General features: G+C 61.8%; 15 protein-coding genes and 1 tRNA gene. 7 read left to right on the forward strand and 9 right to left on the reverse strand.

The window, feature by feature from the left end:
- Positions 1–120 precede the first annotated feature (120 nt).
- Positions 121–1,095: an arsenosugar biosynthesis radical SAM (seleno)protein ArsS gene (gene arsS, locus WA145_RS05265; RefSeq protein WP_422580585.1), complete on the reverse strand. Its 975-nt coding sequence runs from the start codon at positions 1,093–1,095 to the stop codon at positions 121–123.
- 187 nt (positions 1,096–1,282) lie between these two features.
- Between arsS and WA145_RS05270 the strand changes: the two genes are divergently transcribed.
- The 3 genes from WA145_RS05270 to WA145_RS05280 all read left to right on the forward strand — a co-directional run bounded on the left by WA145_RS05270 (position 1,283) and on the right by WA145_RS05280 (position 5,121).
- Positions 1,283–1,699, forward strand: a complete 417-nt coding sequence (locus tag WA145_RS05270; protein WP_422580556.1) for a hypothetical protein — start codon at positions 1,283–1,285, stop codon at positions 1,697–1,699.
- A gap of 11 nt (positions 1,700–1,710) precedes the next feature.
- On the forward strand, positions 1,711–2,145 hold the full coding sequence (locus tag WA145_RS05275) for a BLUF domain-containing protein (protein WP_422580557.1): 435 nt from the start codon (positions 1,711–1,713) through the stop codon (positions 2,143–2,145).
- 84 nt (positions 2,146–2,229) lie between these two features.
- Positions 2,230–5,121, forward strand: a complete 2,892-nt coding sequence (locus tag WA145_RS05280; RefSeq protein ID WP_422580558.1) for an EAL domain-containing protein — start codon at positions 2,230–2,232, stop codon at positions 5,119–5,121.
- A gap of 6 nt (positions 5,122–5,127) precedes the next feature.
- Here the strand turns inward: WA145_RS05280 and WA145_RS05285 are convergent, their stop codons facing one another.
- The 3 genes from WA145_RS05285 to WA145_RS05295 form a co-directional block, all read right to left on the reverse strand.
- Positions 5,128–5,625 carry a DUF4189 domain-containing protein gene (locus WA145_RS05285; RefSeq protein ID WP_422580559.1) on the reverse strand — a complete coding sequence of 166 codons (498 nt, stop codon included), beginning with the start codon at positions 5,623–5,625 and terminating at the stop codon, positions 5,128–5,130.
- Positions 5,626–5,729: 104 nt separating this feature from the next.
- Positions 5,730–6,104: a hypothetical protein gene (locus WA145_RS05290; RefSeq protein WP_422580560.1), complete on the reverse strand. Its 375-nt coding sequence runs from the start codon at positions 6,102–6,104 to the stop codon at positions 5,730–5,732.
- Between the two features lie 96 nt (positions 6,105–6,200).
- Positions 6,201–6,914 carry a class I SAM-dependent methyltransferase gene (locus WA145_RS05295; RefSeq protein ID WP_422580561.1) on the reverse strand — a complete coding sequence of 238 codons (714 nt, stop codon included), beginning with the start codon at positions 6,912–6,914 and terminating at the stop codon, positions 6,201–6,203.
- 101 nt (positions 6,915–7,015) lie between these two features.
- Between WA145_RS05295 and WA145_RS05300 the strand changes: the two genes are divergently transcribed.
- Complete coding sequence (locus WA145_RS05300; protein WP_422580562.1) at positions 7,016–7,900, forward strand: LysR family transcriptional regulator; 885 nt, start codon at positions 7,016–7,018, stop codon at positions 7,898–7,900.
- Between the two features lie 65 nt (positions 7,901–7,965).
- Here the strand turns inward: WA145_RS05300 and gabT are convergent, their stop codons facing one another.
- Both gabT and gabD read right to left on the reverse strand, forming a co-directional pair.
- A complete protein-coding gene (gabT, locus tag WA145_RS05305) occupies positions 7,966–9,246 on the reverse strand; it encodes a 4-aminobutyrate--2-oxoglutarate transaminase (protein WP_422580563.1) in 1,281 nt (426 codons plus the stop codon).
- Between the two features lie 261 nt (positions 9,247–9,507).
- On the reverse strand, positions 9,508–10,956 hold the full coding sequence (gene gabD / locus WA145_RS05310) for an NADP-dependent succinate-semialdehyde dehydrogenase (protein WP_422580564.1): 1,449 nt from the start codon (positions 10,954–10,956) through the stop codon (positions 9,508–9,510).
- 337 nt (positions 10,957–11,293) lie between these two features.
- Here gabD and WA145_RS05315 point away from each other — a divergent pair.
- Together WA145_RS05315 and WA145_RS05320 are read left to right on the forward strand one after the other, a co-directional pair.
- Positions 11,294–11,370: transfer RNA gene (locus tag WA145_RS05315), tRNA-Arg, on the forward strand.
- 690 nt (positions 11,371–12,060) lie between these two features.
- Entirely contained in the window at positions 12,061–12,510 is a 450-nt protein-coding gene (locus WA145_RS05320; protein WP_422580565.1) for a DNA cytosine methyltransferase, read from the forward strand.
- A 60-nt stretch (positions 12,511–12,570) separates the two neighbouring features.
- On the opposite strand, the gene WA145_RS05325 is transcribed toward WA145_RS05320, so the two are convergent.
- Both WA145_RS05325 and WA145_RS05330 read right to left on the reverse strand, forming a co-directional pair.
- Positions 12,571–15,129 carry a TRAP transporter permease gene (locus WA145_RS05325; RefSeq protein WP_422580566.1) on the reverse strand — a complete coding sequence of 853 codons (2,559 nt, stop codon included), beginning with the start codon at positions 15,127–15,129 and terminating at the stop codon, positions 12,571–12,573.
- Between the two features lie 183 nt (positions 15,130–15,312).
- A complete protein-coding gene (locus tag WA145_RS05330; RefSeq protein WP_422580567.1) occupies positions 15,313–16,284 on the reverse strand; it encodes a TAXI family TRAP transporter solute-binding subunit in 972 nt (323 codons plus the stop codon).
- A 216-nt stretch (positions 16,285–16,500) separates the two neighbouring features.
- Between WA145_RS05330 and WA145_RS05335 the strand changes: the two genes are divergently transcribed.
- Positions 16,501–17,526: an AraC family transcriptional regulator ligand-binding domain-containing protein gene (locus tag WA145_RS05335; protein WP_422580568.1), complete on the forward strand. Its 1,026-nt coding sequence runs from the start codon at positions 16,501–16,503 to the stop codon at positions 17,524–17,526.
- Here WA145_RS05335 and WA145_RS05340 read toward each other — a convergent pair.
- The gene (locus tag WA145_RS05340; RefSeq protein WP_422580569.1) at positions 17,523–18,473 is read right to left on the reverse strand and encodes an SDR family oxidoreductase; all 951 of its coding nucleotides are present in this window, start codon (positions 18,471–18,473) and stop codon (positions 17,523–17,525) included. The two genes, WA145_RS05335 and WA145_RS05340, sit on opposite strands and share 4 nt — an antisense overlap.
- Positions 18,474–18,601: the final 128 nt, after the last annotated feature.

An 18,601-nucleotide genomic window follows, 5' to 3' on the forward strand; every position in this document is an offset into this window, starting at 1 on the left:
TTGAAAACGTAGCGAACGAAGGCTAGGCAAGGCGAAATCAGACGAGGGCGCGGAGTGTACGAGCTGTACATGAGCAGCCCGAGCCTGATTTCAACGCGGCATAGCCGAGTGCAGTAGTTTTTAAGCGTCTTGAGAAGTGAGGCTGCCGCCGCAGCTGGAACCCTGGCCGGCGGTACAGGCGTAGCAGTGGTCGCGAGTGACAATAGGGTTGCCGGCCAGCGTTGCACCGAGCAGATCGCGCAGGTGCGGCCGATCACGGCCGATCACCTCAGGCAGCTGCAACGGCAGATCGAGCATCTGGTTGAAGTCGCAATCGTACAGGTAGCCCTGCCAGTCGACGCTGACCAGGCTGCGACACATCAGCGGTTCGAGGTTTTCCGGGCGGTAGCTGTCGCGCAACAGCTGCATATAGCCGTTGAACTGGCCTTTGCTGACCAGGGTGCTGCCAAAGCGCGCAATCGGCTGGTTGGTGATGGTCAGCAGGTGGTTGAAGTGAATGCCGAAGTCCTCAACCAAATGGCGTTTGTAGTCGGCTTCCAGCGCCGCCTGCGGTGGCGGCAGGCTCGGCCCCTGCGGGTTGTACACCAGGTTGAGAACCAGGCCGCTGCCCGGCTGGCCATAGCCCAGGGCATTGAGCTGTTGCAGACCCTTGATGCTGGCATCAAACACGCCATCGCCGCGCTGCTTGTCGACGTTATCGCGCGAATAACAAGGCAGCGAGGCGCTGATTTCCACACCCTGCTCGGCGAGGAACTGCGCCAGGTCTTCATAGCCGGGTTCGCTCAAGATGGTCAGGTTGCAGCGGTCGATCACCCGCAGGCCTTCACGGCGCGCATGCAGGACGATCTCGCGAAAACGCGGGTGCATCTCCGGCGCGCCGCCAGTGAGGTCGAGGGTGTGCACCGGGTGGGCGTCGATCACCTGATGCAGCAGCGCCAGGCTCTCGTCGGTCATGGCCTCGGTGCGGGTCGGCCCGGCATTCACATGGCAATGCAGGCAGCGCTGATTGCAGCGGTAGGTCAGGTTGATTTGCAGCGCTTCCAGCTGGCCGCGGCGAATTGCCGGAAAGGCCAGTTGGTCGAGCAGGGGTAGCATGGCATGCACGGTTGGCTCCTTAGGCTGACCCGGTGGGCTGATCACTGGCAGCAACGATGTCGGCACTATAGAGAGTGCTCGAGGATATTTGTTACGAAGGCAGCGAGAAGAATGTTGCTAAATTAGTTATACAGGTCTTATACAAATAAGGCAGTATCAGTGTTTATCCTGAGCCTGAGGTTTGCCCATGTTGCGTCTTGGCCTGCTGTTTTTGGCGGGATTTCTGGCCGTGCCGTTTTTTCATCAACCGGTGCTGGGCGTGTTGCATGCCCTGGCAGTGGTGCCGTTTGCGCCGTTCAACCTGAGCCCGACGGCACCTTTTGGAGTGCCGGCATTGCTCTCGGCATCCTTCTGGGGCGGGATCTGGGCGGTGGTGATGCTGCTGGTACTGCGTTGGGATGCACACAAGCCGCAACCCTGGATCAAGGCCCTGCTGTTCGGCGGTATCGCCCTGACCACTGTCGCCCTGCTGGTGGTGTTTCCGCTCAAGGGCATGGGGTTTGATCCGGCGCAGTTGCCGGGCCGCTTTCTGATTGGCTTTCTGCTCAACGCCACCTGGGGCGTGGGTACCCTGATTCTGGCCCGGACCCTGCTGCCGCGCTAAAGGAGATCACTATGCTTGTTCGCCTCACCTATGCCAGCCGTGCCAGTTATAACGTGTCGTCCGAGTTGATCCGCGAGATTCTCGACAGTTCGCAGCGCAACAACCCGGGCAAAGGACTGACCGGGATACTCTGCTGCAACGCCGATATCTTTCTGCAGGCGCTGGAAGGCCCGCGTGCGGAGGTAAACGCGCTGTACAACCGCTTGGCGGATGACAGCCGGCACAAGGACCTGACCATTCTCGATTACGCGGAAATCAGCATGCGCCGTTACGGCAGCTGGAGCATGGGCTGGGCCGGGGCCAAACAGGCCAACCGCGAGCTGTTCCTGAAATATTCGGCGAGCGACCGTTTCGATCCCTTCAATATGAGTGCTGAGCAAATTACCGGCCTGCTGCTGGAGCTGAGTGAGACCGTCAGCGCAATCAAATCGCCCGTTCTCAGCTAGAATTTCCCAGCGTCAACTCGTCTAGCCGGCGAGCTGTGTTCACCCTGAGCCTTGGCGCACCTCGTAGTTTATTGAGGCGCCAGGATGTTTCGTCTGCTCAACCTTTGCCTGCTGGCTGCCATGCTCGGCGTTACCCTGGGCAGCGCACCGGTGTACGCCGAGCTGCCGTTGCTGGTGCTCAGCAGCGAGCAGCTCAAGCAACCAGTGGACGTATCGGCCAGCCTGCTACTGGAAGACCCCAGTGGCAACCTGACCGCCGCCGAGGTGCAGCAACGTATTGCCTCTGAGGGCAAACGAATCGATGGCACCCCGCATATGGGCTATTCAGCCAGCGCCTGGTGGTTGGCTTTTCGCCTGGATGCACCGGTTGCCGCGCGCCTTAACCTGATCATCGGCCACCCCTTTCTCGATGATCTGGAAGTCTGGCTATATGACCGCGAACGCTTGATCGCGCCCTATTACAGTGGTGACCATCGGCCCTTTGTCGAGCGTGGCGAACCCTATCCACACTTTATGCTGAGCCTGCAGCGCCTCGGCCAGGGGCCGCACACCCTGCTGTTGCGGGTGCAAAGCGGCTCGTCGATCAGTCTACCCATGCAGTTGATCGGCGCTGAGCAGAGCAGCCTGGTGCTGGCCCACGATTGGTTGCGGAGCGGCCTGCTGTTCGGTGCCCTGCTGAGCCTGGTGCTGTTCTACCTGATCAAGTTCAGCACCCTGCGTGAACCACAGCTGCTGTGGTTCTGCCTGACCCTGCTCGGTATAGCCCTGTACAACGCCGCGCAGCATGGCCTGGTGGCGCTGTGGCTGCCGCAATGGCCATGGCTGCCGATGCAGCTGGCCAACCTGACCAATCCGGCGATGATGATCTTTAGCAGCCTGTTTTTGATCAGTGCACTGAAGCTCGAACTGGGGGCGCTGGTTTATTTGCGCAATGGTTTTTTCGCCCTGATTCTGTTGGTCTGCGGCTGGACTATCGTCAGCTACGGCCACTATCGCGCCTACCAAGCGCTCAACCTGCTGATCCTGCTGACCGGCGCCGGCCAGCTCGGTTTGCTTCTGCTCGGCGTCCGGCAACGTCGACCCTATGCCGTCGGCTACCTGTGGTGCTGGAGCGCCGCGCTGTTGCTGCTGTTGCTGGTGCCCCTGGGGCGCGCCGGGCTGGTGCCGTTGATCCCCGGTTTCAATTATCTGCACCTGTACCTGCCGGCCGTCAGTTTGCTGCTGTTTGGCGTTCTGCTCGATAAACAGCTGGAACAGGTACGGCACGCCCTGTTGCACAGCCGAGCCCAGGCAATCAGCCATCTGCAGCAGTATCAGGCACTGTTCAGCAGCAGCGGCGAGGGGATTTTCCGCTGCACCCGCAGCGGCGTGCTGATTGAAACCAACCCGAGTTTTGCCGCGCTGCTGGGGCTTGCGCAGGACAGCCGCGAGCTGTCCATGCAGCAACTGTTGGGCGCCGAACAATGGGCCGCGCAGGTGGCGCAGTTGCACAACGCGCCGCCGGCAATCAGCCAGGAGTGCCAGATATCTGGGCTCGATGGGCAGAGCCATTGGATCTATCTGTCGCTGCACCTGCGTCCGGCCCAGGACTGCATCGAAGGCATCGTGGTCGACCTTAGCGAGCGCCGCGCCCTGGAAGAGCGCCTGCAATACCTGGCCGCCCATGACTCGCTCACCGGCTTGCTCAATCGCCGTGAGCTGGAGCGCCTGCTGCGCGAAAGCCTCAAGGGGCCCGGCCCGTCGCCTTTCAGCCATCTGCTGTGCCTGGATCTGGACCAGTTCAAGCAGGTCAACGACCTCTGCGGGCATTCGGCGGGTGATCAGCTGCTGCGCCAGCTCTCTAGCCACTTGTTGCACCAGCTGCCGCAGCATGCCGAACTGGCGCGCATCGGTGGCGACGAATTCGCCGTGCTGCTGTGTGAGACCAATAACGCAGCGGCCCTGGAGCATGCGGAAAGCCTGCGTCTGTGCGTCGAGCAATTTGTCTTTAGCTGGCAGGGTCGGCCGTTCCGCGTGCAGGCCAGCATCGGTCTGCTGGAGCTGGACAGCGGCGTCAGCGATTGGGAAACCGCACTGAACTGGGCCGACAGCGCCAGCCAGCTGGCCAAGCACCTGGGGCGCAATCGCGTGCAGCAGTTCAACCCCGCCGATGGCGTGCTGCTGGAGCATCAACGCCAGCTACAATGGATCACCCGCCTGCGCGAGGCTATCGAGCTGGGCCACTTCGAGCTGTTCTACCAGCCGGTAATGGCGCTGCAGGGCGCCAGCGACGGCCTGCGCTACGAAGTGCTGCTGCGCTACCACGACCCGCTCAGCGGCGAGTGGGTCAGCCCCGGGCAGTTTCTCGGCGCGGCGGAGCGCTACGGTTTTCTCGGCGCCATCGACCGCTGGGTGGTGCTGCGCCTGCTGCAATGGCTGGCGGATAACCCGCGGCATCTGCAGCAACTGGCCCAGGTGAACGTCAACCTGACCGCCAGCTCGCTGCTGAGCGCGCACTTCCACGAGATGCTCCACAGCGAACTGCTGCGCCTCAACCTGCCGGCGCACAAGCTGTGCATCGAGGTGACCGAAATGGTCGCCCTGGGCGAGCTGGGGGTGTCATCGCAGTGGATCAAGCAACTGCGCAGTCTGGGCCTGAAAGTGGCGCTGGACGACTTCGGCAGCGGCTTCGCCTCCTACGCCTACCTGCGCCATTTGCCGCTGGATATCGTGAAGATCGACGGCAGCTTTATCCGCGGCCTGGAGAGCGACCCGATCAACCAGGCCATGGTCGGCTCGATGCAACAGATTGCCCGCCAGCTGGGCCTGAGCACCGTGGCCGAGTTTGTCGAAACCCAGGCTACCCTGGATTGCGTGCGTGGGTTGGGGCTCGACTATGCCCAGGGCTACTTCCTCGGCCACCCGCAGCCGCTGACCCAGTTGGCCGATGGCGCTCAGGGTGAAGTGCAGATGCAGCTGGTTCTTGACCGCCCTTGATATGCATCACTGGATGCGTTCGGCATAACTGCAGGCGGAGTAGTAGAGGTCGCAGTTGGTTGTAGTCTTTTCACAATTACGCAGCGCCGTCTCTTCCGCATCCTTCAAATCGGGCGAGCGGGCCATGCGACTCCCGGCATCACCCCAGGCGACTGCAACGCACTGATTGTAATAGGCGATACGGACCTCACAGGCCTTGCCAGAGGAGTGAGCCTGGCATTCGGAAATCGCCTGCTGTTCAGCGCTTTCTTGGGATTCCTGTCCGACCGCAATGCCCATCGCTCCATCTGTAGTAGCGACCGCGCCCCAACGCGTTTCCCACTGAGGCTCCGGCTCCTCCGGCGGCCCTGTCCCAGAGTTTGGCCCCATCGGCGCGCAGCCTTCCCAACCAGCGCTACCGCCACCAATGGGAAAATAGCCATTCGGGCAACGCCCTTCAGCGCGGGCCTCTGTCTGTATCAGCAGAACAAACAGCAGAGGCAGATGAGCGAGCAGTTCTTTCATGGCATCAACATCCAAATAGTTGACCGCGCAAAGCATAAGTACGATCGAGCGCGCTTCCCGCTCAGCGCTTAGCTGCGCCAGGGCCGAGCGGGAAACCCTCGCACTCAGCAGCGTCCGGCTGCCTGCAGCAGGGCATTGCAGGAGCTGCCGGAATTATTGCTGCGTTGCCCGCTAGCGGCTGGCGTACCCGCCATGGCCGTGCAGATGGCGTCTGAATGCGGGGTCTGGCCAAAGCTCATGGCCTTCTGGAAGCCGGTGGCCGAGTACATGTAGCAGCGGTAAGTGCCGCCGTCTTTGGTTTTGACGCTGTAGTTGATGCGCCCACCGGTTTCCTCGCTGCGTTCGGAGATGCTGAACTGCCCGCTGGGTTGGCCGATGGCCTGGGCCGTGCGTTGTTCCAGGCCGCCTTGGTCGATGGTGGCGGCGCAGCCGGACAGCAGCAGAGCGGTGGTTAGGGCGGTGATTGGGCGAAGGTACATGGCAAGCTCCAATGTTTTTAGTGGGTGCAACAGTGGGACGGACCAGCAGGTCCGGGTGGTGAAAGTCGTCAGTTAGGGCGAGCTAGGCGGCGTTGATCAGGCCGCTAACGGCGGTGCATCGGGCTTGCGCGCCACGATAAACAACCGCCAATCTTTGTCCTTGCTGCCATGCCGCTCGACGGCAAGGATTTGCAGACCTTGCTCGGTCATGGCCGCTTGCAGTTGAGCCGCGTCGAAACACAGCACAGGAGGCGCTTTGCCGATGGCGCGCAGCAGCGGCAGGGCCAGCTTGGGTATCAGTGGGTTCATCTCATTCAGGCAGGGCGTCTTCGAGATCAGTAAGCCGCCTGGCTTCAGGGTATTGCTGGCCGAGCTCAGCGCCTGCGGCAGATCCGTCACGAGATGTAGCAGATTAAAGGCCAGCACGGCATCGTAGGCGCCCTGCTCGGCCACCGGCGCGTCGGCGTCGGCCAGCCTGAAGTGCAGTTGCGGCATCGGTTGGTTGGCGAGCTTCGCGCCTGCGATGGCAATCATCTGCTCGGCTATATCGGTGGCCACCAGCCGCCGCGTTGTGGGAGCCAGGCGCAGGGCGGTGGTGCCCGTGCCGCAGCCGATTTCCAGCACCTCATGCTCTGTAGACAGCAAGGCTTGCACGCGCTGCACCGTCCGTTCGTAACCGGCCAGGTCAGCAATCGGATCGTTCGCGTACTTATGCGCAATCCGGTTCCAGAAGCGTGCCTTGCTGGCCACGGCAGCAGAAGTTGCAGCTGCAGCGTGGTGCTCGCTGGCGGAGGTGATGGGTGAGTGCATGGTGCGCGTCCTGTGCATGGAAGTAAGGTGAAAGCCAACAACAGGGCGGATGCTATCCTTGCGAATCACCACGGGGTATTGCGATAAATTGCAGACAACATATGCGTTTACGTATGGATAAAGTCGACTGGAACCAGTTACGCGCCTTTCTCGAGACGGCAGAGACCGGCTCGCTGTCGGCGGCCGCCCGCAAGCTTGGGCAGTCGCAACCGACCCTCAGTCGCCAGGTCGCAGCCCTGGAGCTGGCGCTGGGGGTGACGCTGTTCGAGCGGGTCGGCAAGGCCATGGCGCTGACCACTACGGGGCAGGAGTTGTTGGGCCATGCCCGGGTAATGGGCGCGGCAGCGCATGAATTGGGGTTAGCAGCGACCGGCCGCTCGGAAGAGGTGGAGGGCGTGGTATCCGTGGCCACCAGCGACGCGGTGGCGGCGTACCTGATGCCGAAGATCCTGATGCGTATCCGCCAGGCGGCACCCGGCATTCTGGTCGAGGTGGTCGCCTCGGACGGCTGCAGCGATCTGCAGCGCCGAGAGGCCGATATTGCCATCCGCCATGTGCGTCCCGAACAACCGGAGCTGATTGGTCGTTTGATTGGGCAGAGCTGCGCCTACTTCTACGCATCCGAAAGCTGGGTGCGCGAACATGGCCTACCGCGTACCGCTGAAGAGGCGGTGCAGCACGATTTTGTCGGCCTGGACCGCGCCGGTCATTACCTGCAGCACCTGCACGGCCATGGCCTGCTGCTAAGCAACACGAATTTTCGCAGCTACGCCGACAACTCCGTGACCTACTGGGAAATGGTCCGTCAGGGCCTGGGCATCGGCGCAATCATGGAGGAGATCGCGCGGGAAACTCCGGGCATGGTTCGCGTGCTGGAGGATGTCGCCCCCTTCCAGCTGCCGATCTGGCTGGTCACCCACCGCGAACTGCGCACCGCGCGGCGTATCCGCATCGTCTTCGATCTGCTGGCTGAAATCCTGGCCTGAGCAGCGCCCAACGCAAAAGACCCGCCGAAGCGGGTCTTTGTTACTGCCGGGCTAACGCTGCGTGCTTAGGCCAGTTCGGCGAAGCATTCGGCGATAATCGCCAGGCCCTTGTCGAGCAGGGCGTCTTCGGCGGTCAGCGGCACCAGTACGCGCAACACGTTGCCGTAGGTACCGCAGGACAGCAGGATCAGGCCCTTGTCACGCGCCTTGGCCACGATCTGCCCGGTCAGGGCGGCGTTTGGTTTGTGCACATCACCGCCTTCGCACAGTTCCATGGCAATCATCGCACCGAGGGCGCGCACGTCACCGATGGCCTTGTGCTTGGCCTGGATGGCCTTGAGGCCAGTAACCAGGCGCTCGCCCACTGCCTTGCAGCGCTCCAGCAGCTGCTCTTCCTCGAACACCTCCATCACCGCCAGCGCCGCGGCGCAGGCAATCGGGCTGCCGGCATAGGTGCCGCCCAGGCCGCCTGGGGCGATGGCGTCCATATATTCCGCCTTGCCGCACACGCCGGCCACCGGGAAACCGCCGGCGATGGATTTGGCGAAGGTGGTCAGGTCGGCGGCGACGCCCATCTGCTCCATGGCGAAGAAGGTGCCGGTACGCCCGGCGCCGGTCTGCACTTCGTCGGCGATCAGCAGGATGCCGTGCTGATCACACAGGGCACGCAGGCGCTGCATAAAGTCTTTCGGCGCGACGTAGAAACCGCCTTCGCCCTGTACCGGCTCGATGATGATTGCGGCGATATCGCGCGGCTCGGCATCGTTCTTGAAGATGCGTTCGATGCTGGCGATCGCGTCATCCGTGCTGACGCCATGCAGTTCACAGGGGTACTGGGCGCGGAAGATGCCGCCGGGCATCAGGCCCATGCCTGCCGAGTAGGGCACCACTTTACCGGTCAGGCCCAGGGTCATCATGGTGCGGCCGTGGTAGCCACCGGTGAAGGCGATCACCCCGGCACGGCCGGTGGCAGCGCGGGCGATCTTGATCGAGTTTTCCACCGCTTCGGAGCCGGTGGTGACCAGCAGGGTCTTCTTGGCGAAGTCGCCCGGCACCTTGGCGTTGACCTTCTCGCACAGCTCGACGTAGGGCTCGTAGGCCAGCACCTGGAAGCAGGTGTGGGTCAGCTTGGTCAGCTGCTGCTGCACCGCTGCCACCACTTTGGGGTGCAAGTGGCCGGTGTTGAGCACTGCGATACCGCCGGCGAAGTCGATAAACTCGCGGCCTTCCACGTCGGTCACGGTGGCGTTCGCAGCCTTGTCGGCGAAGATCGGGTGGATCTGGCCCACGCCGCGCGGAACGGCGGCGGTGCGGCGTTGCATCAGGGATTCGTTGGTCTTGCTCATAAGGTCCTCATTCGCCGCTCATCGGTCGGCGTGATTCAAGGATGAAATGACCGGGTTAGCGCTGTCGCAGCATACGATGATCGACTGCTACAGCCCTCCCGATCACAGGGAATAATTCTTTTGCCTTACTGACTCAACACTCTAATGGAGCGTAGCGAGCGAAGGTCAGGGCCGCACCCGCTCCTGCGGGTAGCGGCATTTCCCACATCCATGTGGGTCACAAGGGCTAACGCAGCATCACCGAAGCGCAGTAGCGACTACCTAGATGCCCAGGCAGAGGTACTTGATTTCCAGGTAATCCTCAATGCCGTACTTCGAGCCTTCACGGCCCAGGCCCGAGGCTTTGACGCCGCCGAAGGGTGCCACTTCATTGGAGATCAGCCCGGTGTTGACGCCGACCATGCCATATTCCAGGGCTTCCGCTACACGGAACACCCGGCCCAGGTCGCGGGCGTAGAAATACGAGGCCAGGCCGAACTCGGTGTCGTTGGCCATGGCGATCACGTCAGCCTCGTCCTTGAAGCGGAACAGCGGCGCCAGCGGGCCGAAGGTTTCTTCCTTGGCCACGGCGGCGCTCGATGGCACGTCGACCAGAATGGTCGGCTCGAAGAAGCTGCCGCCCAGGGCGTGCGGCTTGCCGCCGGCGAGCAGGCGTGCGCCTTTGCTCAGGGCATCGGCGATGTGTTCCTGGACCTTGGCCACGGCCTTGTCGTCGATCAGCGGGCCGGTGGTGGTCCCTTCATCCAGCCCGTTGCCGATCTGCAGCTTGGCCACGGCGGCGGCCAGCTTCTCGGCGAAGGCGTCGTACACGCCGTCCTGGATATACAGACGGTTGGCGCACACGCAGGTCTGGCCGTTGTTGCGGTATTTGGAGATCAGCGCGCCTTCCACCGCCTTGTCCAGGTCGGCATCATCGAACACGATAAACGGTGCGTTGCCGCCCAGCTCCAGGGAGACCTTCTTGATGTCCTTGGCGCATTCGGCCATCAGCTGGCGACCGATTTCGGTGGAGCCAGTGAAGCTCAGCTTGCGCACGATCGGGTTGCTGGTCAGCTCGCCGCCGACTTCGCCGGCGCTACCCGTCACCACGCTGAGCACGCCCTTCGGAATGCCGGCGCGCTCGGCCAGGGCGACCAGGGCCAGGGCAGAGAACGGCGTCTGCGAAGCCGGCTTGATCACCATGGTGCAACCGGCGGCCAGGGCCGGGCCGGCTTTGCGGGTGATCATCGCCGCGGGGAAGTTCCACGGGGTGATCGCGGCGGTTACGCCGATGGGTTGTTTAATGACGATCAGGCGTTTGTCCGGCTGGTGGCCCGGGATCACATCGCCATACACGCGCTTGGCTTCTTCGGCGAACCACTCGATAAAGGAGGCGGCGTAGACAATCTCGCCCTTGGCCTCGGCCAGCGGCTTGCCCTGCTCCAGGGTCATCAGGCGGCCGAGGTCGTCCTGGTTCTCGATCAGCAGTTCAAACCAGCGGCGCAGCTTGTTCGAGCGCTCCTTGGCGGTCAGCGCACGCCAGGCCGGCAGCGCACGGTCGGCCGCTTCGATGGCGCGACGGGTTTCCGCGGCGCCCATCTTCGGCACGCTGCCGATAATCTCGCCGGTGGCCGGGTTGTTGACCTTGATGGTCTGGCCGCTGTCGGCGTCCAGCCAGGTACCGTCGATATACGCCTGCTGACGGAACAGCTGGGTGTCTTTCAATTGCATGGCAGTCTCCTAAATTCCGACACCCTGGTATCGGTACGTGTCATCGAATGTGCCGAACTGCAGCGCAGCTAGGCCTAATCTGTGGGGCTCGTGCTGGCGATTGGCGGGCGCAGGGTTCGCCACGCACGATTTCAGCAAGAGCGTTTGAAATCTCAAACGAATCCTAGGGTCAAGAGGGGTAAAGGGCAAGAGTCTGTTCGAAAAAATTAACGGATTATTGCCCTTATCAAAGGGACTGACACGAATAGGCAGCTTGCGGTGGTTTTGCGTGCAGAATCACGAACAAAGCAGCAGCATGGACGCCTGCCAGCGACATGCGTATGATTGCGCCCGCGCTGCACCAGTAGCTCAGCTGGATAGAGTACTGCCCTCCGAAGGCAGGGGTCGTGGGTTCGAATCCCGCCTGGTGCGCCATATAAATCAAGCACTTACAGAAAAAGCACACATGAGATAAGTAATCCATGGGTGCATAGTGGGTGCAGCAAGAATATAAAAGCCCCGGACTGAAATACTCAGGCGGGGCTTTTTTGTGCCCTGACGTGGGCGAGTCAAGTAGGAAGCAGGCACCCGTAACGCGACCTTCGTAGATTTGACTCACACCCGAGTCTTTGAGTGAGGATCACTTTTCTACGCAGTTGGCGGCTTAGGGCATGCCCCAAGGGATCTGGTGCGCTCGTGGTCTAGGTTGACAATTTAAGGGGTAAATGTAACGTTAGAACCTAAGCAGATAATGTTAATTGGCGCATCGATTAACGATAAACGATGTCTGAGACGATAGAGCGTGATTATAAAAGAACCCATGCTTCGCGAGCTGGCAATGGCCAAGGTAATCAAGAACGCATGCTTGGCGGGTGTGGCAGGCGGGTACACGATTACTGTTATGCAAGGCGCTGAACTTAGGACTCTGATCAGTGCTCGCGGCAACCCTAGACTTTTCACTCTTGCTAATGCTGCTAAGTATCTGTCAGCGCTAGGGGTGCAGCGTTTCGAGGTCGATGCAACATGCTTTGTGCCGGGTCGCATCCGAAAAGCCCGTCCAGATAGAGCCGCCGCGTTAAAGAATACGCAGGCAAAGCTTCAACAACCTCCTTTAGATCAGAAAAAATGACTAAAACCCCCACATGCATTGATTTGTTTTCCGGCGCGGGCGGCCTCAGCTTGGGTCTCAAAATGGCTGGCTGGAAAACGTTGGTCGCGTCCGACTATGACCAAGCCGCTTGCGCTACGTTTAGACGTAATTTTGAAAGCGTAGAGGTGATTGCAGGGGATGTTAGAGCCGCTGAATGGAGCCATTTAAAGGGGAAGGTCGATTTAGTCGCAGGAGGCCCTCTGACCTTGCGCCGACACCCAGAATTATTCGCGATGCAATTTTCGGAAAATTCATCATTCGCTATTCAGCCCACACAGAAACCGTCGTCATTCTTCGCATATGGCATCACAACGAAGACCGAGCGCAAAGCATCTAACCCTGTGTTCTCCTGCGCAAAAATCGAGCAGAAGCAGTTGCACATCTGGGTCAGTTTTCGGTCAGCGGCAACAATGGCCCGCAGCTAACAAATTAAAACAGCCCGCTGCGCAATAAACTGCGCAGCAGGCTGGCTCCTTAGGCTTGGCTCAAGCCATGCCGTTAGCCCGGCGGCGACGCTGCAACCAGACCACCAGAGCGAACAGCAGGAAGCCAGGAATCCACATCAGCTCCTTGCTCCAACGATCCGTTGGCGCCCGCACCCTGAGGATTTGCTGATCGAACTCCAGGCCGGCTTCGGCCGCCGGGCTGCCGAAGGTGACGCTGTCGACCAGCACCTTGCCGCCCTCTTCATAGGTCAACAGGCCGAGTTTCTCCAGGCGCTCTTCGCCGCTTTCACCTTCCGGTACGGGTAGCAACAGGCTGAACTCGCGGGCATCGCCGACTGCATCTTCGCCTTTGATGCGCAGGCGCAGCTGGCTGCCGTCGGCCACATCACCCAGAGCCTGAGCCAGTTGCGCCGGCGGGATGTCGCGGTAAGGGTCGTGCACGATGTCCATCCAGAAACCCGGACGGAACAGGGTGAAAGCCACTAGTAACAGCAGTACGTTCTCGTACCAGCGGCTGCGTACCAGGAAGTAACCCTGGCTGCCGGCGGCGAAGATCAGCATGGCGATGGTGGCGATGATAAAGATCAGCACGCCGTGCCAGAAATCCACGTCGATCAGCAGCAGGTCGGTGTTGAAAATAAACAGGAACGGCAACACCGCCGTGCGTAGGCTGTAGTAGAAGGCCTCCAGACCGGTCTTGATCGGGTCGCCCTTGGACACCGCCGCAGCGGCGAACGAGGCCAGGCCCACCGGCGGTGTCACGTCGGCCATGATGCCGAAGTAGAAGACGAACAGGTGCACCGCGATCAGCGGCACGATCAGGCCGTTCTGCTGGCCGAGGGTGACGATCACCGGCACCAGCAGGCTGGACACCACGATGTAGTTGGCGGTGGTCGGCAAGCCCATGCCCAGCACCAGGCTGAAGATCGCCGTGAGCACCAGCATCAGCAGCAGGTTGCCCATCGACAGCAGTTCGACCAGATCGGCCAGCACCAGGCCAACCCCGGTTTGCGACACCGCGCCGACAATAATGCCCGCCGCCGCCGTGGCAATGCCGATGCCGATCATATTGCGCGCGCCAGCAATCAGGCCTTCGCGCAGATCGATCACACCATCCATAAACGAGCCGTGGGCGTGCGTGCCATCGGTGCGCAGCCAAGTCAGCAGTGGGCGCTGGGTGAGCAGGATAATCACCAGCATCACGCTGCCCCAGAAGGCCGACAGCCCCGGAGACAGACGCTCGATCATCAGGCACCAGACCAGCACCACCACCGGCAGCAGAAAGTGCAGGCCGGAGAGCAATACGGCGCGGGTTTGCGGCAGTTTGTCGAGCGGCGCGTCCGGATCTTCGGCGGGCAATACCGGTACGCTGGCAGCGATTTTCAGCAGGCCCAGATAAACCAGCGCCAGCAGCGCGCCGATACCTGGCAGGGCGTATTCACCCAGCGCCGGCTTGAGCCAGCCCAGGCCGTAATACACCGCCAGCGACAGGCCGCTGATCAGCGCCGCACCGAAGGCGAAGCCAGTCAGGCGGCGCAACCAGGGCTTGGGCTGATGCCCGCCCACCGGCTGCAGGCCGAGCTTGAGCGCTTCCAGATGGACGATATACAGCAAGGCGATATAGGAAATCGCCGCCGGCAGGAAAGCGTGCTTGATGATCTCGACATAGGGCATGCCGATGTACTCGACCATCAGAAAGGCCGCCGCGCCCATCACCGGCGGCATGATCTGGCCATTCACCGACGACGCCACTTCCACTGCGCCGGCCTTCTCGGCCGAGAAGCCAGTGCGCTTCATCATCGGAATGGTGAAGGTGCCGGTGGTCACCACGTTAGCGATCGACGAGCCGGAAATCAGCCCGGTCAAACCCGACGCCACCACCGCCGCCTTGGCCGGGCCACCGCGGAAGTGGCCAAGCATGCTGAAGGCCAGCTGAATAAAGTAATGCCCCGCGCCCGCACGCTCGAGCAAGGCGCCAAACAGCACGAAGAGAAACACAAAGCTGGTGGACACGCCGAGGGCGATGCCGAACACCCCTTCGGTGGTGATCCACTGGTGGTTGGCCATGGCATTGAAGCTGACCCCACGGTGCGCCAGCATCCCCGGCATATAGGGCCCGGCCAGGCTGTAAACGAGGAACAGCAGAGCGATGATCGCCAGCGGCGGGCCGAGCACTCGGCGGGTGGCCTCCAGCAGCAACGGGATGCCGATACAGGCGGTCAGCATGTCCGCCGTGGTCAGGCTGCCAGGGCGTAACGCCAGCTGCTGGTAGAAAATAAACAGGTAGGCGGCGCTGGCGGCAGCGACCAGACCCAGGGCGATATCCAGCAGCGGCACGCGATCACGCGGCGAGCGCTTGAACGCCGGGTAGGCGAGAAACGCCAGCAACAAGGCAAACGCCAGGTGGATAGCGCGGGTTTCGGTGTCGTTGAACACACCGCTGCCGAACACGAACGGCAGCGGCGAGGCGATCCACAGTTGAAACAGCGACCAGAGCAGAGCCAGGCCGGTAATCACCTGAGCCATGAACCCCAGGGGCAAGCGAGCGCCGACATCCTGGGCGATCAGTTCTTCGGTGGACAGTTGCTTGTCATGCATGGGTTGAACCTGCACTCGAGAATACGGAAAACGGCAAAACCCGCGGCTTCGCAGCTGCGGGTTTGCTTATCTGGAGACACTAGCCCGTTTGCGCGGGCAGTCACGTAGCCGAATCCGCCTAGGCGCAATCCGGGTAACGCGATCCCGGATTGCGCTGGCGCTTATCCGGGCTACATCACAGGCTTAGAGCCAGCCGCGCTCTTTGTAGTAACGCACGGCGCCTTCATGCAGCGGTGCGCTGAGGCCGACTTTGATCATGTCTGCTTCTTTCAGGTCGGCAAAGGCAGGGTGCAGACGCTTGAAGCGATCAATGTTGTCGAATACCGACTTAACCAGCTGGTAGACCACATCCGGGCTGGCCTTGGCCGAGGTGGAAAGCACCGCCTTGCCGCCGATCGACGGGGTTGGCGCGTCGTTGCCCTTGTACACGCCGCCCGGGATATCGGCCTTGGTGTAGTAGCTCTTCGCAGCCAGCAGCTTGTCGATTTCCGCACCGGTCACCGGCACCAATACTGCGTCGGTGGTGGTGGTGGCTTCCTGGATCGCGCCATTCGGATGGCCCACAAAGTAGGTCATCGCATCGATATTGTTGTCGCCCAGGGCAGACGCCTGCTCGGCCGGCTTCAGCTCGGCGGCCAGGGCGAAGGCCGAGCGGTCCCAGCCCTTGACCTGCATGATCTCTTCCAGGGTGTCGCGCTGACCGGAACCTGGGTTGCCGATGTTGACGCGCTTGCCTTTGAGGTCATCGAAGCTGGCGATATTGGCGTCACGGCGGGCGAGGATGGTGAACACCTCGCTCTGCAGCGAGAACACCGCACGGATATCCTCCATCGCGCCTTCCTGCTCGAATGGCGCGACGCCGTTCATGGCCTTGAACTGGTGGTCCGACTGCATGATGCCGAAATTGAATTCGCCACTGCGGATGCCGTTGACGTTGGCCACGCCGCCACCGCTGGCCGGGGCGTTGCACTTGATGCCGTGTTCAGCCGCACCACGATTGAGGAAGCGGCAGATCGATTGACCGGCAACGTAATACACGCCGGTTTGACCACCGGTGCCGATGGTGACGAATTTCTCTTCGGCCTGTACGGCGCTGCTCAGGGTAATACCTGCGAGTGCAGCCGACAGGGCCCATGCCAGGGATTTACCTTTCATGGGAGTTCTCCTTTTCTGTTTATTGTTGAACCGAACGCACCTTTTGAGTGCATCCAGAGGGCAAGAGTCTAACCGCTCAGCTGCAGGTTGCACGGAGTAATACCCGCGCACCTGGTAACCAAGTGTTAGAGAGGGTCTTTAGCCGTTTCGTTTGCGACGGCATGACTAGACGTCTTAACGCTACCTTCAGGCCACAGCTTTGGGCAGAATCAGGCCATGTCCAAGCACACACTCGACTCGCCACACACCTCGGTCAGCGCCAGCATCACCCTCGCGGTGCTGCATGCTGCCAGCCGCCTGGGCGTTGATCGCGGCCAATTGATGAAGGCCTGCGAACTCAGCGACAACCTGCTTAGCGACCCCGATGCGCGCGTGCCCTTCGCCACCCAGGAGCAACTGTGGCAGCAGCTGAGTCGCATCGAACATGCCGAACCCGGCCTGGCCCTGGGTTGCAACCTCGCCCCCGGCCCGTTCAGCGTGCTCGGTTACCTGCTGCAAAGTAGCCCGACCCTCGGCGACGCGCTGGCTGCCGGGCTGCGTTATCAGCGGCTAGTCGGTGAGGGCGGCGAGGTGCAATTGCGCGAACAGGGCGATGAGCTGCAGCTGCTGTATCGCCCACTGCACCCCGAACTGCCGGCCACCCGCACCCGCGTACTGGCACTGATGGCCTGCTGGGTGCAGATGCTGCATCCGTTGCTGGATAACTGGCAGTTGCTGCGCGCGCAGTTTGTTCACCCAGAGCCGTCGACGCTGGACAGCTACAGCGCGACCTTTGCTTGCCCGCTGCAGTTTGCCGCCAGCGATTACGGCATCGTGCTGCCGCGCAGCCTGGCCAGCGCAGCGCTGATCCAGGCCAACCCGCCGTTACAGCACCTGCTGCGCCAGCATGCCGAAGCCCTGCTCGCCCGCCTGCCCAGCGAGGGACTGAGCGCCCGCGTGGTGGCCTTGCTCGGTGAACAACTGGCGCGTGGCGAGCCGGACCGCAGCGAACTGGCGCGCCAGCTGCACCTCAGCGAACGCACCCTGCAACGACGCCTGGCCGATGAAGGCTGCAACTACCAGCAACTGCTCAATGACACCCGCCAGCAACTGGCCGAGCAACACCTGAGCAGCGGCAATTTACCCGCCGCCGAAATCGCCCTGCTGCTGGGCTACTCGGAACCCAGCGTATTTTTTCGCGCGTTTCGCCAATGGACGGGGTTAACGCCGGGGGAATATCGGGCGCGGCAGGCAGGTAGTTAGATGCCCTGCGCCCGTAAAAACGCTAGAAACGCCTCACGCGAGCTATAGCGTGGGCTAAAGCCGAACTCCTGTTTCAGCCGGTGGTTACTGAGTACCGGGCGATAGCGCAGAAAATCCACCTGCTCCGGGCCGTAGGGGCTGAGGCCCAGGGGTTTGAGGACGCGCAGCGCGGCGCGGATCAGCCAGGCTGGCAGGGCGCGGTAGGGTTTGCCGAGCAGTTCGGCGATCTCCTTGAGTGACAGCGCGCCATCGCCGGCCAGGTTGAAAATGCCGGTGCTCTGCTGGCGCAGGCCGCGGCAGATGATGTCCAGCACATCCTGATCCCAGATAAATACAAAGCGGCTGTCGCTGCCGCGAATGCCCAGCACCACCGGCTTTTTGAACAGTTCGCTGATCTGGTTGTTCACCTGTTTACCGAGGATGGTGCCGGGGCGCAGCACCAGTTGCTTGAGTTGCGGGTGCTGCGCGCGCGCCTCGGCCAGCAACAGTTCCACTTCGCGCTTGTGCCTGGCGTAGGCGAACTGCGCATGGCCGCGCAACGGCTGATCCTCATCCAGCCACTCGACATTTTGCGGGTCATAGCCGTAGGCGGCGCCCGAGCTGGTAATGATCAACTGCTCGACGCCATGGGCCACAGCCGCCTGGATCAGCGCCTGGGTGCCACCGACATCGATGGCATGCAGCTGTGCTTCGCTCATACCGGGCGGCGGCGTGACCACCGAGGCCAGATGGACAATCGCCTGCGGCTGCCAGGTGGCCACGCAGTCTTCCACGGCGGCCGGCTGGCTGATATCGAGCAACACCGGCTGGATATTCAGCGCCATCCCCGCGCGGTTCTGCGGGCGGATATCGGCGGCAATCAGCAGCCACTGCGGCTGCTCAATGGCCAGTTGGTTAAGCAGTTGCTGGCCGATATAACCGGCCGCCCCGGTGATCAAGACACGCATGACCCTCTCCATACGCAGCGCGGCCTGGTGGCGCAGAGGCTGCGTTTCTAACCACGGTGATTACCCATTGCAGGCTATCCAGCGGGTTGCGTGGAGGCAGTGGCAAGGCTGGCCAAACAACGTGGCCA

Origin of the sequence: Pseudomonas sp. (genome assembly GCF_049301935.1) — a bacterium.
Classification (GTDB): domain Bacteria; phylum Pseudomonadota; class Gammaproteobacteria; order Pseudomonadales; family Pseudomonadaceae; genus Aquipseudomonas.

What these genes read in the sequence shown, in the direction of transcription:
- arsS (WP_422580585.1), bottom strand. Translation starts at nt 1,095, where the DNA reads ATGCTACCCCTGCTCGACCAACTGGCCTTTCCGGCAATTCGCCGCGGC.
- WA145_RS05270 (WP_422580556.1), top strand. Translation starts at nt 1,283, where the DNA reads ATGTTGCGTCTTGGCCTGCTGTTTTTGGCGGGATTTCTGGCCGTGCCG.
- WA145_RS05275 (WP_422580557.1), top strand. Translation starts at nt 1,711, where the DNA reads ATGCTTGTTCGCCTCACCTATGCCAGCCGTGCCAGTTATAACGTGTCG.
- WA145_RS05280 (WP_422580558.1), top strand. Translation starts at nt 2,230, where the DNA reads ATGTTTCGTCTGCTCAACCTTTGCCTGCTGGCTGCCATGCTCGGCGTT.
- WA145_RS05285 (WP_422580559.1), bottom strand. Translation starts at nt 5,625, where the DNA reads ATGAAAGAACTGCTCGCTCATCTGCCTCTGCTGTTTGTTCTGCTGATA.
- WA145_RS05290 (WP_422580560.1), bottom strand. Translation starts at nt 6,104, where the DNA reads ATGTACCTTCGCCCAATCACCGCCCTAACCACCGCTCTGCTGCTGTCC.
- WA145_RS05295 (WP_422580561.1), bottom strand. Translation starts at nt 6,914, where the DNA reads ATGCACTCACCCATCACCTCCGCCAGCGAGCACCACGCTGCAGCTGCA.
- WA145_RS05300 (WP_422580562.1), top strand. Translation starts at nt 7,016, where the DNA reads ATGCGTTTACGTATGGATAAAGTCGACTGGAACCAGTTACGCGCCTTT.
- gabT (WP_422580563.1), bottom strand. Translation starts at nt 9,246, where the DNA reads ATGAGCAAGACCAACGAATCCCTGATGCAACGCCGCACCGCCGCCGTT.
- gabD (WP_422580564.1), bottom strand. Translation starts at nt 10,956, where the DNA reads ATGCAATTGAAAGACACCCAGCTGTTCCGTCAGCAGGCGTATATCGAC.
- WA145_RS05320 (WP_422580565.1), top strand. Translation starts at nt 12,061, where the DNA reads ATGACTAAAACCCCCACATGCATTGATTTGTTTTCCGGCGCGGGCGGC.
- WA145_RS05325 (WP_422580566.1), bottom strand. Translation starts at nt 15,129, where the DNA reads ATGCATGACAAGCAACTGTCCACCGAAGAACTGATCGCCCAGGATGTC.
- WA145_RS05330 (WP_422580567.1), bottom strand. Translation starts at nt 16,284, where the DNA reads ATGAAAGGTAAATCCCTGGCATGGGCCCTGTCGGCTGCACTCGCAGGT.
- WA145_RS05335 (WP_422580568.1), top strand. Translation starts at nt 16,501, where the DNA reads ATGTCCAAGCACACACTCGACTCGCCACACACCTCGGTCAGCGCCAGC.
- WA145_RS05340 (WP_422580569.1), bottom strand. Translation starts at nt 18,473, where the DNA reads ATGCGTGTCTTGATCACCGGGGCGGCCGGTTATATCGGCCAGCAACTG.